Below are 14,114 nucleotides of genomic sequence, written 5' to 3'. Positions count from 1 at the left end.
GGCCGGAACGACGGCGGAGCTCTCCGAGGAGAGGCTCACCGCGGGCTCATCGGGGGGCTCGGCGGGGTCCACGTAGACGAAGCGGGTGGCGCCAATCTCCAACTCGTCGCCGTCCTTGAGCGCCTTGCGGTTCACCCGCTTCTTGTTGACCTTGATGCCGTTGCGGCTGCCCAGGTCCTCCACGTGCGTGCCGGACCAGTCGCGGCGCACCTTGGCGTGCTTGCGGGAGACGAGGTCGTCCTTGAGGATGACGTCGGCTTCCTTCTCGTCGCGGCCGAAGACGTGCTCCTGGGCCTCGGAGATTTCGATGCGCTGGCCCTCGCGCGGGCCGTTCATGTAGCGCAGGAAGCGCTCCTCGCCGCCGGCGAGCCCGCGCATCGCGTCCTTCAAGATGCCGCGCGCGAGGAAGGACGTCTTGTCGCTGACGTCCGGAGCGATCTCGACGACCTTGTCGAAGCGGACGTCGTACTGCGCGATGGCGATGACGTCGCCGTTGCGCAGCAGTTCCTTCTCACCCTTGGGGAGCGACTTGCCGTTGATCTTCGTGCCGTAGGCGCTGCCCAGGTCCTCCAGGAAGTAGAGCGTGCCCTCCTGGATGATGCGCGCGTGGTTGCGCGACACCGCCTGCTGCGGGAGCACCACCTGGCAGGTCTTGTCCCGCCCCAGGGTGATGACGGAGTCGTCGAGGACGACCTCTTTGCCCGAGGCGCCTCCGGCCTCGCTGCGCTGTGTGACGGTCAGACGGACGCTCATCGCGTGTGTCGCTACCCCAAGGGACGGCTAGAACGAGTCGTTGGCGAGGAATCTCTCACACGTCGTGTACTCGGTGGGGAATTCCTCGGAGGTTCCAAACTTCATGAAGTTCTTGCACGCCGTCTGAGCGCTCTTCTGCTTTTGCGCGTCGTTGAAGAGCTGGAAGAGGCCGAAGTGACAGGGCGCGAACTTGGCGTCCAGCTTCACGCACTTGCGGTAGGCGTTCTCCTCCTCCGTGAGCAGGCCCTTCTCGCGGTACTGGCGCGCGAGCAGGTACATGGCCGGGGCGCTGTTCTCCGCCGTCTGGGTGTCCTTCAGCTCCTTGAGGGCGGAGTCGGTGAGGGCCACCTTGCGCTGGGCGACGGCGAGGTTGTTGAGGCAGCTGGAGTTCTTCTCATCCAGGCGGGCACAGTTGCCGAAGGCCTCGCGGGCCTCCGCGAAGCGGCTCTGCTCCATCAGCACCGTGCCCAGGTCGTGCCACACCTCCGCGGAGTCCGGGGTGAGCTGGGCGGCCTGGGAGATGTGCTCGAAGGCGCTCTCCAGGTCCTTGGCCTCGTAGGCCATGATGCCGAGGTTGTGGTGGGCGTTGGCCACGTTGGGGTTGACCGCGAGCAGCGTGTCGAACTCCTTCTTGGCCTCCTTCGTCTTGCCCATCTTCATGAAGGTGAGGCCCAGGTCGTAGCGCGACTCCAGGTTGTCCGGGTTCACCTGCAGGGCGCGCTTGAAGTTGTCGTGGGCCTTTCCGTAGGCGCCTTCCTCCAGGTAGAGGACGCCCAGGTTCTGGTAGGCCTGCAGGTGCTCCTGGTTGAAGCGCAGGGCCTTGATGAAGAAGTCCTTCGCCTTGCCCTTGTTGCCCGAGTACATGGCGATGAGGCCCTTGTTGGCCCACAGGTCCGCGTACTGGGGGGAGAACTCCAGGCCCAGGTTGCAGTAGGTCTCCGCCTTCTGCAGGTCCCCGTTGGCCATCTCCTGCGCGCACAGCTCATTGTTGATGAGCGCCCGTTCATGCGGGGGCGGCGTGCTGAGGCAGGCGGTGGTGGTGAGGGAGGCGGCGGCGGTCAGCGTGAGGACAAGGCGAAGACGCATGGCGGGCCGAGTGTAGGAGAGCGGCCCCCCGCGAGGCAACGCCGTGCTGCCGCCGAATCAGCGCTGTTTTCCAGGGGTTAGGCCGGCTGTAGAGTGCGCCGCCATGCGTACCTACCTTTGTGCTTTCGGCTTGCTCGCTGCCCTGCTGGGCGCGGCTCCTGCTCACGCGCAGTTCTCCAACCGGAGTCTGGGCCTGTCGGTGGGCTACATGGACTTCAAGGAGACCGCGGGACTCGCGGGCACGCCGTTCATCGGTCTGGAGGGAAGCCTCTACATCGAGAACGGCTTCGAGGTCGTCTCGCTGTCGAAGCTGATGTTCCCCAAGGACACCTACGCCTCGCCGGAGAAGCGCGTGGTGGGCCTGGCTCCGTCGCTGGGCATCCGCTACCTGCTGCTGGAGGAGTCCATCCGCCCGTACATCGGCACGGACGTGAGCTACCTCATCGTCTTCAAGGACAGCATCAGCAACTTCGTGGGCATCGGGCCCAACGCGGGCGTGGACTTCTTCCTCAGCGACTCGGTGAGCCTGGGCGTGCGCGCGCAGTACAACTTCTACATCGCGCTCAACGAGGATACGCAGACGTCGCTGACGGGCTCCGTGGGCCTGGCGACGTACTTCTAGGTCCGGACGTGGGCCGCCCCGGGCGTGACGCCGGGGCGGGCAGCAGGGCGGCGGCGACGAGCAGCGTCCACTTCTCGTCCGAGAGGTGGGCCGGCTTCTCCATGGCGAGCGAGTCCTGGAGCCGGGCGCCCAGCGCGGAGAACAGCGTGAGCCGGGCCTCCAGCCGCAGCTCCTCGCGGCGCAGGGCGGCGGAGAGCACCAGCTCCCGCTCCTCGGTGGACAGCCGCTTCACGCGCGAGACGAACAGCGGATCCGCCAGCAGGCCCTCCTCGCCGCGCGTCTCGATGGCGGAGGGCACCTTGAGGCGCCGCTCGCGCACGACGATGGTGCCGGCCAGGAGGTCCCCCAGCCGCTGGTGCGAGCGCGACACGAGCGCGACCGAGCCGCCCACGAGGTAGAGCAGCGGCAGCCGGTCCACCACGCGCGCCAGGTTGCGCAGGGCCGCGTGGTAGAAGCCGATGCGCACGCCGCTCTCCTGGATGACCCGCAGGGACATCACGCGCTTGCCCACCGTCTGGCCCGCCCACACGGTCTCCAGCGTGATGCCGTAGCCCCAGTCCACCAGGAAGTAGACGACGATGCCCAGCGCGCTGGCGAACCCCGGGAACGCGGCCATGGCCACCTGGAACACCAGCAGCACCACCGTCGTGGCGACGCCGACGATGAGCGCGTCGATGAGCCACGCGAGGAAGCGCGCGTACACCCCCGCCAGCGTGAAGCGGAACTCCACGTACTCCGGGGTCAGCACCGTGTGGGTGCCGTCGAGCAGGGTGTCGGGGGTGGACGTCACGGCGCCGGAGTGTACGCCACGCGGCCCGGGTTCCGTGGGGGCTCCCAGGAGTGTCTTTCCGTAGGGGCCTCAAGGACCCCCAGTCCGGAGTCCGGCGCTGAACGCCGGGCAGGCGGGCGGCCGGCTGCGACGGGAGGGTGGCTGCCGCCAGGACCTGAAGAGTGGTATTCGTGAATAGCGGGCTCCACGCTATCCTGTCCGCACTCCCGCGCCCGTGGCCCCTTCTGAACCCTCATCCTGGAACCGCCGCGTCCTGCCGGCGGGTGCGTTCCAGTTCGCGCTCATCGCTGGGGTGACGCAGCTCAAGACGTCCGCGAACGCGCTGGTGTTGTCGCGCTTCGAGTCCCAGGCGCTGCCGTACCTCTACCTGCTGGGTGCGTTGATGACGGCGTCGCTGACGCTGTTGCCTCGCGCCCGGCCGGACGCGCCCACGGAGTCCCCGGGCATCCTCACCGGGGTGGGCGGGGTGCTGGCGCTGGGGCTGGCGGCGGCGCTGTCCGCGGGGCAGCGCATGCCGGCGCTGGCGCTGTACCTGTTCGCGGACTGCTTCAGCACGTTCGTGTCGTTCCGCTTCTGGGGCCGCATGGCGTCCGCGTTCGACGCGCGCGAGGCACGGCGGGCCTTCACCGTGCTCAACGGCTTTGGCATGGGCGGCGGCATCGCGGGCGGTCTGCTGGTGCAGGCGCTGGCGGTGCGGCTGGGCACGCCCGCGGTGGTGGTGAGCGGCGCGGTGAGCCTGCTGGCCGCGGGCGCCATCTTCCACCACCTGCACAAGGCGGAGCCGGCGCCGCCCCCGCGCACGCGCTCGCTGCAGGCGTGGTTCCCGGCGTGGAGCTACCTGGGGCAGAGCCCCTACGCGCAGGTGCTGGCGGCGCTGGGCATCGCGTTCGCGGTGCTGTCGTCCTTCGTGGACTACCTCTTCCGCCTGCGCGTGGAGGGCACGCTGAGCGAGGACGGGCTGGCGGCGCTGTTCGGCTCGCTGCAGCTGTGGATTGGCCTGTTCTGCGTGGCGTTCCAACTGCTCGTGGCGGAGCGGTTGCTCAAGCGCATGGGCCTGCTCATGTACCTGGCGCTGGTGCCGCTGGTGCTCGCGCCGCTGGCGGGCGCCACGCTGGCCACCGGGCAGCTGTGGCCGGTGCACCTGTTGCGGCTGGTGGAGACGGCGGTGAGCTACTCCATCCTGCCGGTGGGCATCCAGCTGCTCTACGCGGCCGTGCCGGACGAGCAGCGCGAGGGGCTGCGGAGCGCGGTGGACGGCCTTCTGCGCAAGGGCGGCGTGGTGCTGGCGGGCCTGCTGCTCATCGGCGCGGGCCGGGGCGCCAACGGCATCACCATGGCGGTGGCGGTGGTGGCGCTGTGCGCCGCGCTGGGCCTGCTGCTCGTGCGCCTCAAGCCCGCGTACCTCACGGCGCTGGGCGAGCAGGTGGGCGCGCACGAAGAGGAAGAGGTGGAGCTGGGCGGCGAGGCGCAGAAGCTGCTGGTGGAGGCGCTGGGCGCGCCCACGCCGGAGCGGGTGCTGCGCGCGGTGGACATGCTGGAGCAGGCGGAGGCCGCGCCCCTGCGGCAGCACCTGGCCTCGCTCCTCTCCCATCCCCACGAGCGCGTGCAGGAGCGCGGCGTGACGCTGGCCCTGTCCATGGAGGCGCGGGAGCTGGCGCCCATGCTGGAGCGGCTGGTGGAGGAGGGCCCCCGGCGCCCTCGCGACCAGGCCGTGTGGGCCCTGGCGCGGCTGTCCCCGGAGCGCGCGGAGCGGCTCCTGCCGCCGCTGCTCACCAGCCCCGACGTGGGCCTGCGCTGCGCGGCGATTGGCGCGCTGATGCGCACGCAGGGCAACTCCGCGGCGCTGGAGTCCCTGCGCGAGTTGCTGGCGAAGGGCGACCACGCGCCCGTGGCCGAGCGGCGCGAGGTGGCGCGGCTGTTGGGCAGGCTGAAGGACCCTCGCTTCGCGGGGCCGCTGTCGCTCTACCTGGAGGACATGGACATCTCCGTGCGGCGCGTGGCGCTGACGGCGGTGGGCGAGGGCGGCTACGTGGAGCTGGCGCCGCGCCTGTTGCCGTTCCTCGGCTGGCGCGAGGAGCGTCCGGCCGCGCGCGAGTCGCTGGTGCTGCTGGGCGACGCGGTGACGCCGCTATTGGAGCTGCAGCTCAACAACAAGGCCGCGCCGCTGGCCATGCGGATGCAACTGCCTCGCGTGCTGCGAGGCATCGGTTCGTCCGCGGCGCTCAACGCGCTGCTGTTCTCCAACGTGCGCGACGACGCGGCGCTGCACTTCCGCATCGGCGCGCAGCTGTCGCGTCTGCGTGAAGAGCAGCCGGATCATCCGGTGGACGTGGACCGCATCCACGAGGCGCTGGGCCGCCGCCGCGACACGTACCGCCAGCTGGTGGGAGCCTTCCGCGACGTGCAGGCGGCGCTGGGGCCCCAGTCGCTGCTCACCCGCGCGGTGGGCGACCGGTTGGATCAGGCGCTGGAGCTGTCGTTCTTCCTGCTGGGACTCCTGCACCCGCCGCAGGCCATGCGCCGCATCCACCAGCACCTGGTGGGCACCGATTCGCGCCGTCGCGCCTATGCGTTGGAGCTGCTGGAGAACCTGGTGGCGCAGGAGGAGCGCGAGCTGGTGATGGAGCAGGTGGAGGCCCACCACCGCGAGCTGCCGCCTGGAGCGCCGGGCCGGCTGTGGCGGCGGCTGGCGGGGCTCGTGCAGAGTGAGGACCTGGTGCTGCGCGCGTGCGCCCGCCACGTGGCGCGGGTGAACGGCCTGGACGTGCTCCCGCAGGAGGGTGACATGAGCGATACCATCGTCCAACGGATGTTCGCCCTGGAGGGCGTGAGCGTCTTCTCGCAGAGCGACGTGGACGACATCGCCGCCATCGCGGAGGTGGCGCGCGAGGCGTCCTACAAGGCGGGCCAGCGGCTCTACAGCCAGGGCGACCCGGGCGACGCGCTCTACGTCATCGTCGAGGGCGCGGTGGACGCGTTCCGCAACGGCGAGCACGTGCTGCGCTTCCAGGCGAAGGAGGCCATTGGCGAGGTGAGCCTGCTCGACGGCGCGCCCCGGCCCACGGACATGGTGGCCGCGGTGGACTCGCGCGTGCTCGTCATCGACCGGCGCGACTTCCTGGATCTGCTCGCGGACCGGCCGGAGCTGCTCACGGGCTTCTTCCGCTCCGTGAGCCAGCAGCTCCAGAGCGTCATCGACCTGCCCGCGCGCCGTGAGGAGGGCCAGCGGCTGGAGCTGGGCGCCCCCCAGCAGCCCCAGGCGCCGCTGGAGGGCATTGGCGGCCTGCCGCCCGAAGGCAACGCGCCCTCGGACGTGTGAGTCAGTCCCCCGCGCCGTGCCCGGGCGGGGCTTCCCCGCTCTTGAGCGCGGGCGGCTGCACCGGGTCCAGGCCCAGGAGGTGCGCCGAGGCCACCGGGATGAACGGCCGCGTGAAGCAGCGGAACGGCGGGATGCTGCCCAAGAACCGCGTGAAGGCGAGCCCCGCGAAGACCCACGGCTGACGCTCCACCGCGGCGATGGGCGCGGCGACGTCTTCCGCCCGGCGGCCCAGGCGTGCCACGTAGTTGCGCAGGGGCCACCCGTGCAGAACGGGCAGCGCGCTCCAGGCGCGCACGAACCAGGGCGGGCGCGTGACGGGGGCCAGCCACGCGCGGTCGCTCTTGGCGGCGGTGAAGACGAGGAGCCACCAGAAGCCCCAGGCGCCGCTGAGGAGGGTGAACGAGCGCGGGACCCAGCACAGGGGGATGCAGAGCAGGAGGATGGCGGGCATCCCCATCACGAACAGCAGGAAGGCCCTCCAGCGGCGCTGGAGCTTGGCGCGCAACCAGGGGACGTTGAGGCGCACGCGCGGGGTGATTTCAGGGTCCTCGGGCGGCACGCCGGTGGCGAGGCTGGCCTCGCGGGAGATGACCGTGTGGTAGTCGCGCGACAGGGCGACGACGATCCACTGCACCGCGCTCAGCGAGCCGAAGAAGAGCGCCCAGAACTCCCAGCTGCCCAGGAAGAAGATGCCGTTGCGCACCGTGGGGGCGTCGATGTTGAAGCCCTCTTTCTGGGGCTCCTTCTGGATGCGCGGGCCCTTCGCGTTCGCCTCCGGGACGTCCCGGAGGGCCTCTTCCACCTCCGCGCGGATGATGGCGGAGAGCTGGTCGCCCAGGGAGTCCTCCACGTCCTCGGTTCCGCTCGCGGTCTCGCTGGCGCTCCGCGCGGAGCCGGCCTCCTGTTCGGCCGCCGCGTGCTCCTCCTTCGCATCCTCGGAGGCAGCGGCGGCTTCATCCGCCGCGCCCTCGGCGGCGGTGGCGGCTTCCCTCGGAGGAAGGTCGCCGGCCTTGCCCGCGTTGACGGCTTCTTCGATGAGCGCGGTGAGCGCCTGCTTCATCGCGGCCGGATCGCCCTTCGCGGACTCCAGCTCCTTCGCCCGCTGTTCGATACGGGCCTGCGCCTGCTCACGCGCGGCCCGGGCCTCGGGCGTATCGCGCCGCTGCTCCTCCTGCTCCTCCTGCTTGTCCTGCTCGTGGTCTTTGAACTCGTTGAACGCCCACCCCGCGGCGATGGCCAGTAGGAACGCGGTCTGGAGCGCGGTCACCTGCACGTAGGTGGCGCGGACCGCGGGGCTCGCGAGCGTGACGCGGGCGATGTGGAAGGGCAGGGCCGCCCCGTAGAAGAACTGGCGGATGCGGCCCTTGGGCAGGTGGCCCTTCGTGGACTGGAAGTGCTCGGCGCCACCCCGGACCTCGCCCCACAACTCCGAGGCGAAGTTCCGGCCCCGGGAGGCCCCTTGCCCGCTGGGAGACCCGACGTCCTTCTCCTCCTGTAAAGGCTTGAAATCCTTGCCTTTCATGCCCGTCATTGCGTCACGCTACCACGTCGGGGATGTGCTAAAGGCCCGGCCGTGAACCCGAACCCTCTCTCGCTGCGTCCCTTCCGTCGTCCTTCCCGCCAGCTCACGCTGTCGTCCGGCGCGCTGGTCCTCGCCCTGGGAGCCCTCGCGGGTTGTGAGAAGACTCCCCCGCCGGCTCCGGCCACGCCGCCTCCCGCGGCCGAGGCCGCGAAGCCCGCCGTGCCCAACGAGGTGACGGTGCTCGTCACCGGCAGCGCCCGTGGCCAGCTGTTGCCCGTCGAGGGCAAGGGCGGCGCCGCGGAGCTGATGGGCCGCTGGGTGAATGAGGAGAAGCACTGTGCCGGTCCGCTGAAGGACGGCCAGGCGACCTGCCCGGATGCCGGCACGCTCGCCCTGACGACGGGCGACCTGTGGACGGGCCCGGCCATCTCCTCCTTCTTCCTGGGTGCTCCGACGGCTGAAGTGATGGGGCACATGGGCTTTGCGGCTTCTGCTCTGGGCAACCACGAGCTGTCGTACGCCAAGGATTCCTTCCTGAAGAACCGCACGGCCGGGGGCTTCCCCTTCCTGGCCGCGAACCTGAAGGTGACGGACGCGGCGCTGGCGAAGGACCTGTCCATGCCCGCGTTCCAGGTCTACGAGCGGCGGGGCCTGAAGATTGCGGTGGTGGGCCTCACCTCGCAGAAGACGGTCCGCACGGCGATGTCCGGCCGCGCGGAGGGCCTGGAGGTCATCCCCAACGAGGACGCGCTGAACACGGCCGTTCCGGAGGCGCGCAAGGCGGGCGCGGACGTGGTGGTGATTGTCGCGGACCAGTGCCCCACGGACCTGCAGCCGGTGCTGGCGAAGCACGCGGACTGGAAGGTGTCGCTGGTGGCCGGTGGCCGCTGCGGCACGGACGCCCCGGGCGTGAAGACGGAAGGTGACACCACCTACGCGTCGCTGGGCCGCGGCTTTGATTCGTACCTGCGCGCGCAGCTGAAGTTCGACCCGTCGAAGGCGGCGGGCCAGAAGCTGACAGGCGTGGACACGAAGGTCGTCGAGGTCGCGGGCGGCACGCCGGACGCGGAGACGGCGAAGCGCATCGCGGAGTGGCAGGCGAAGGTGGATCAGGCGCTGGGCCGGAAGATCGGCTTCACCAAGACGGGCATCCCGAATGACTCGCCGCTGATGGCGAAGTGGGTGGCGGGCGCGGTGCGCACGCAGCTCAACACGGACGGCGCCATCCTCAACAAGGGCGGCATCCGCAATGGCCTGGCCAAGGGTGAGGTGACGCTGGGCAGCGTGTACTCGGCGATGCCGTTCGAGAACTCGCTGCTCACCGTGAAGCTCAAGGGCGAGGACCTGGCCAAGCAGCTGGCGAACCCGGACGCGCTCGTGGCCGGCTTCACCCCGGCGGGCAAGGGCAAGTTCAAGGACGCCCAGGGCAAGCCGCTGGATCCGAAGAAGGAGTACACGATCGCCACGGTGGAGTACCTGTACTTCGGCGGCGACGGCTTCGACTTCGAGAAGCTGGACACGGACCCGGCGGAGACGGGCATGGCGTGGCAGACGCCGGTCGTCGAGTGGACGGAGGCCCAGGCCTCCACCGAGGCGAAGCCGCTGGAGAAGTTCATCAAGTAGCGCTTCCGTGGTCCTGAAGCACCGGGGCGCCGGAGTCCTCCCTCGAAACGGGGAGGGCGGCCGGCGCCTCGCCGTTTCCGGGGCTCGGTTAGAGTGGGCCCATGGAGATGGCGGAGTTCATCGAGACGCGGCGTCCACGCTGGCAGCAGCTGGAGTCGCTGCTGGACAAGTCCGAGGGCGAGGGGCTGCGCAAGCTGAGCCTGGACGAGGCCCGCTCGTTGGGGAAGCTGTACCGCGCCGTCTCCAGTGACCTGTTGTGGGTGCGCGCGCGCAGCGGCTCCGCGGACGTGAGCGCGTACCTCAACGACCTGGTGGGCCGCGCGTACGCGCTGACGTACCCGGGCAGCCGGCCCCGGTTCGCGGACGTGTGGGCCTTCGTGGCGCGCGGCTTCCCGGCGCTCCTGCACCACGAGTGGCGCATGTACGTGGCGTCGGTGCTGCTGTTCCTGGCGGGCGCGGGCTTCGGCTACGTGGGCATGGTGGTGGAGCCGGACGCCGCGCACTACCTGGTGCCCGAGCAGCACGTGAGCCTGGACCCTGTGAAGCGCGCTGCTGACGAGGCCGCGGGCAAGGGCATGACGGTGGAGGAGCAGGCCCAGTTCACGACGTCCCTCTTCACGCACAACATCCAGGTGGCGTTCCTGGCGTTCGCGCTGGGCGTCACGCTGGGGCTGGGCACGGCGGTGATGCTGTTCGTCAACGGCCTGTTCCTGGGGGCGCTCGCGCAGGTGTACGCGGCGAAGGGGATGGCGGGGTGGTTCTGGGCGTGGATCCTCCCGCATGGCATCCCGGAGATTTCAGCCATCTGCATCGCGGGCGCGGCGGGGCTGGTCATCGCGCGGGGCATGGTGGCGCCGGGTGGGTTGTCTCGCGGGCAGGCGCTGCGCAAGGAGGCGGTGACGGCGGTGAAGATGCTGTTCGGCACGCTGGTGCTGTTCGTGCTCGCGGGCTTCATCGAAGGCACCGTGTCGCAGATCCATCCGCCGAAGCTGTCGGTGGCCTTCAAGGTCGGCTTCGCGCTCACGGTGGGGACGGGCGTCTACGCGTACCTGCTGTCGGACTGGATGCGTGGCCGGCGCAAGGATGCGCGTGCGACGGCGGAGCTGGCGGGATGAGCGGGCCGGACCTGGCCGTGCCTCCGCTGCCGAGCGAGCCGGAGGTGCTGATTGAGTGCCCACGCTTCTCCATGGTGAAGCGGCGCGCGGATGGCTCCGTGGACTTCGTGTCGCCGCTGCCGTGTCCGTACAACTACGGCTCCATTCCGGGCCTGCTGTCGGATGACGGGGATCCGCTGGACGCGGTGGTGCTGGGGCCTCGGCTGTCGCAGGGGCAGCGCGTGCGCGTGCCGGTGGTGGCCGTGCTGGGCTTCATTGACGCGGGGAAGGGCGACCCGAAGGTGGTGTGCGGGACGCATCCGATGACGCCCTCGGAGCGCGCGGGCCTGGAGCGCTTCTTCCGCGTCTACGCCCTGTTCAAGCGGGGCCTGCACCGTGTGCGTGGTGACGTGCCTGACACGCGCTTCGTGGGCTGGCTGCGCGAAGGGCCCTAGGCCCGGCTCAGGGCCTTCGTCATCTTCAGGACGCGGTTCCAGCGGAGGCCCTGCTCGATGGGGCCCACCCATTGCTCCGGTTGGAAGCCCACGCGGGTCCAGAAGCGGCGCGCGACCTCGTTGTGCTCCACCACCGCCACGCGCAGCAGCCTGCCGCCGTTCGCGCGCACGTAGCCTTCGTAGGCGTTCAGCACGGCCTCGCCCCGGCCGTGGCCTCGGGCCTCTGGCGCGAGGAGCAGCAGGCCGAGGTACCACTCACCCTGCGCCGGGAAGTCGCGCAGCGCTTCGATCATTCCCGCGAGGCCTCCTTGCGCGTCGCGAAGCGCGAAGAGATGGCCCTGGCCGGGCACGAGCGTGGGGGGGCGTTCGCGGGGGATGTTCCGGGCCTGATCCGGGAGCGCGGGACGGCCGTAGGCGAGCTGGTGGTAGTCCTCGCAGCGGTCGAGGAGCGGTTGCAGGACGTGCGTGTCGTTGTCCTCGACGGGGACCGCCGTGAAGTCCGCCGTCTGGAATGCCGCCCGGATCATGTGGCTCCCTAGAGGACGCCGCGCGCCTTGATGTCGAGGTACCGATTCACGGCCGCGAGGCTCAGTTCATCCGGTGCGACGTCCAGCATCTGCACGCCGCCCTTGCTCACGCGGGCCTTGAGCACCTCCCGGTCCGTGAGCAGCTCCGACGCCACCGCGTGCTGGAACGCCTCCTCCGGTCCTGAAGGCGGCGTGCGCAGCAGCTTCTGGAGCGCCGTGTCCTTCACGGACAGGCACAGCGGGACGTGGCGGCGGGCCAGCCGGTGCAGCGGGGCCACCAGCGTTCCGGCCTGCTCCTCGTCCAGGAAGTCCGTGAAGACGCACAGCAGGCTGCGCCGGTTGAGGCGCACGTTCAGCTCCTTGAAGAGCGCCAGGTAGTCCACGTACGTGAGGCTGGGCGTCGCGGAGTAGAGCGTGTCCACCAGCTTGCGGTACTGGCCCCGGCCCGCGGCGGGCGGCAGGTAGGCCTTCACTCCGTCCGCGAAGAGCGCCAGGCCCACGCGGTCCCCGTTGCGGATGGCCACGAAGGCGAGGAACAGCGCCGCGTTCACCGCGTGATCCAACTTGGTGAGGCCGTCCACCTGGGCCGCCATGGAGCGCCCCGCGTCCACGCAGATGATCAGCGCCTGCGAGCGCTCCGACTCCAGCACCCGCGTCACCGGCTTGCCCCGGCGCGCGGTGGCCTTCCAGTCCACGTCGCGCACGCTGTCGCCCTGGGCATAGTCGCGCAGGCGCGCGAACTCACTGCCCTGGCCGTCGCGCCGCAGCTGCCTCAGGCCCAGGTTCACCAGGTCCAGCGCCGCGCCGGACAACAGCAGCCGCCGGGCTCCTCGCAGGTCCGGGTACACCGACACCGAGCGTTCAGCCGGGAAGGTGCGCTCGTGCGACATGAGCCCCAGCGGTCCGCGCACGCGCACGTGCACGGCGCCGAAGCTGAACTTGCCGCGCTTCGCGGGCGTGGCCCGGTACACCCACTGCGTCTGGCTGTCCGGCGTGAGGCGCAGCGTGGCCTCCGAGGGCTCCGTGGTGAACGACGGCGGCGCGTCGTCCTTCACGCGCACCTCCACCGTGCCTCCGCCCCGGTGCACCAGCCGCAGCTCGACGCGATTGGCCACGCCCACGTTGAGGCGCTCCGGCAGCTTGCGCTCCACCTCCAGCCGCACGCGGCGGGCCTGGAAGAAGTCGAACGCGGCCAGCGCCACGGCCAGCGCGTCCAGCGCCAGCACCGCGCCGCCCAGGCCCGGGAAGAAGCCCGCCAGCGCCATGGGCAGCGCGAGCAGGGCAAGCAGCCCCCACAGGCGCTCGGAGGGAATCACCGGGGGACCTCGACGCCCTGGACCACCTCGCGCAGCACGTCCGCGGACGTGGCTCCGTCCAACTCCGCGTCCGGCGACAGGAGCAGGCGGTGGCGCAGCACCGGGCCCACCAGGAAGCGCACGTCGTCCGGAGTCACGAAGTCGCGGCCCCTGAGCGCCGCCAGTGCCTTCGACGCGAGCAGCAGGTGCACGCCCGCGCGCGGCCCCGCGCCCAGCCGGATGTTGGGCGAACTTCGCGTCGCGGCCACCAGCTTGCGGATGTAACCCAGGACCGGCGGCTCCACGTTCACCGTGTTGAGCGCCGCGCGCGTCTGGAGCAGGTCGTCCTTCGTCACCGCCGCGTTCACGCCCGCGCGCGCCAGGTCGCCCGAGTCGAAGCCCCGGTGCACGGACTCGAGGATGGCGTCCTCCTCCTCCGGCGCGGGGTAGCCCACGTCGATCTTCAGGAGGAAGCGGTCCAGCTGCGCCTCGGGGAGTGGGTACGTGCCTTCCGACTCCACCGGGTTCTGCGTGGCGAACACCGTGAACATGGGCGACAGCTGGAGGTTGCGGCCTTCGAGCGACACGGCGCGCTCCTGCATGGCCTCCAGCAGCGCGGACTGCGTCTTCGCGGGGGCGCGGTTGATTTCGTCCGCCAGCAGCAGGTCCGTGAAGATGGGGCCTCGCGCGAGCACGAAGGCCTGGGACTTCAGGTCGAAGACGCTGGTGCCCAGGATGTCCGCGGGCATCAGGTCCGGCGTGAACTGGATGCGCTTGAAGTCCGCGCCCACGCTGCGCGACAGCGCCTTGGCCATCAGCGTCTTGGCCACGCCGGGCACGCCCTCCAGCAGGATGTGCCCACCAGCCACGAGCCCGCAGAGCATCAGCTCCAGCGGTTCGTCCTGCCCGACCACGGCCTTGCGCACCTCCGCGAGGACGCCCTCGCGGATGGCGTTCGCGGACCGCACGGCGTTGCCGGTGTCCGGGAAGGGAGGAGGGGAGAAGGGCGCGTTCATGGGGTTCCGGGG

General features: G+C 70.6%; 12 protein-coding genes. 5 read left to right on the top strand and 7 right to left on the bottom strand.

Going from position 1 to position 14,114, the window contains the following annotated elements; genetic code table 11:
• Together D7V80_RS35805 and D7V80_RS35800 are read right to left on the bottom strand one after the other, a co-directional pair.
• Positions 1–753 (bottom strand): FHA domain-containing protein (locus D7V80_RS35805; protein ID WP_147447327.1); only part of this gene is annotated, 753 nt, incomplete at its 3' end.
• A 27-nt stretch (positions 754–780) separates the two neighbouring features.
• Positions 781–1,839 carry a lipopolysaccharide assembly protein LapB gene (locus D7V80_RS35800; RefSeq protein WP_199738940.1) on the bottom strand — a complete coding sequence of 353 codons (1,059 nt, stop codon included), beginning with the start codon at positions 1,837–1,839 and terminating at the stop codon, positions 781–783.
• A gap of 103 nt (positions 1,840–1,942) precedes the next feature.
• Here D7V80_RS35800 and D7V80_RS35795 point away from each other — a divergent pair, with 103 nt between their 5' ends.
• Entirely contained in the window at positions 1,943–2,461 is a 519-nt protein-coding gene (locus D7V80_RS35795) for an outer membrane beta-barrel protein (protein ID WP_120592364.1), read from the top strand.
• On the opposite strand, the gene D7V80_RS35790 is transcribed toward D7V80_RS35795, so the two are convergent.
• Positions 2,403–3,251, bottom strand: coding sequence for an RDD family protein (locus tag D7V80_RS35790; RefSeq protein ID WP_120592363.1), 849 nt, complete (start codon positions 3,249–3,251; stop codon positions 2,403–2,405). The genes D7V80_RS35795 and D7V80_RS35790 overlap by 59 nt on opposite strands.
• Positions 3,252–3,465: 214 nt before the next feature.
• On the opposite strand from D7V80_RS35790, the gene D7V80_RS35785 reads away from it, so the two are divergent.
• Positions 3,466–6,570, top strand: a complete 3,105-nt coding sequence (locus D7V80_RS35785) for a cyclic nucleotide-binding domain-containing protein (RefSeq protein WP_120592362.1) — start codon at positions 3,466–3,468, stop codon at positions 6,568–6,570.
• Position 6,571: 1 nt separating this feature from the next.
• Here the strand turns inward: D7V80_RS35785 and D7V80_RS35780 are convergent, their stop codons facing one another.
• A complete protein-coding gene (locus D7V80_RS35780) occupies positions 6,572–8,092 on the bottom strand; it encodes a hypothetical protein (protein WP_147447326.1) in 1,521 nt (506 codons plus the stop codon).
• 306 nt (positions 8,093–8,398) lie between these two features.
• On the opposite strand from D7V80_RS35780, the gene D7V80_RS35775 reads away from it, so the two are divergent.
• From D7V80_RS35775 to D7V80_RS35765, 3 genes are all read left to right on the top strand, one after another.
• Entirely contained in the window at positions 8,399–9,715 is a 1,317-nt protein-coding gene (locus D7V80_RS35775; RefSeq protein WP_370452594.1) for a bifunctional UDP-sugar hydrolase/5'-nucleotidase, read from the top strand.
• 101 nt (positions 9,716–9,816) lie between these two features.
• Positions 9,817–10,830 carry a stage II sporulation protein M gene (locus D7V80_RS35770; RefSeq protein ID WP_120592359.1) on the top strand — a complete coding sequence of 338 codons (1,014 nt, stop codon included), beginning with the start codon at positions 9,817–9,819 and terminating at the stop codon, positions 10,828–10,830.
• The gene (locus tag D7V80_RS35765; RefSeq protein ID WP_120592358.1) at positions 10,827–11,264 is read left to right on the top strand and encodes an inorganic diphosphatase; all 438 of its coding nucleotides are present in this window, start codon (positions 10,827–10,829) and stop codon (positions 11,262–11,264) included. The genes D7V80_RS35770 and D7V80_RS35765 overlap by 4 nt, the downstream gene beginning before the upstream one ends.
• Here D7V80_RS35765 and D7V80_RS35760 read toward each other — a convergent pair.
• The 3 genes from D7V80_RS35760 to D7V80_RS35750 are packed head-to-tail and all read right to left on the bottom strand — an operon-like array spanning position 11,261 to position 14,102.
• The gene (locus D7V80_RS35760) at positions 11,261–11,791 is read right to left on the bottom strand and encodes a GNAT family N-acetyltransferase (RefSeq protein WP_120592357.1); all 531 of its coding nucleotides are present in this window, start codon (positions 11,789–11,791) and stop codon (positions 11,261–11,263) included. The two genes, D7V80_RS35765 and D7V80_RS35760, sit on opposite strands and share 4 nt — an antisense overlap.
• 8 nt (positions 11,792–11,799) lie before the next feature.
• Positions 11,800–13,107, bottom strand: coding sequence for a DUF58 domain-containing protein (locus D7V80_RS35755; RefSeq protein WP_120592356.1), 1,308 nt, complete (start codon positions 13,105–13,107; stop codon positions 11,800–11,802).
• Positions 13,104–14,102, bottom strand: a complete 999-nt coding sequence (locus D7V80_RS35750; RefSeq protein ID WP_120592355.1) for a MoxR family ATPase — start codon at positions 14,100–14,102, stop codon at positions 13,104–13,106. The genes D7V80_RS35755 and D7V80_RS35750 overlap by 4 nt, the downstream gene beginning before the upstream one ends.
• Between the last annotated feature and the right edge of the window lie 12 nt (positions 14,103–14,114).

The sequence above is a fragment of the Corallococcus sp. CA054B genome (assembly GCF_003611625.1).
Taxonomy (GTDB): Bacteria; Myxococcota; Myxococcia; order Myxococcales; family Myxococcaceae; genus Corallococcus; species Corallococcus coralloides.
This window is presented reverse-complemented; position numbering and strand designations above follow the sequence as displayed.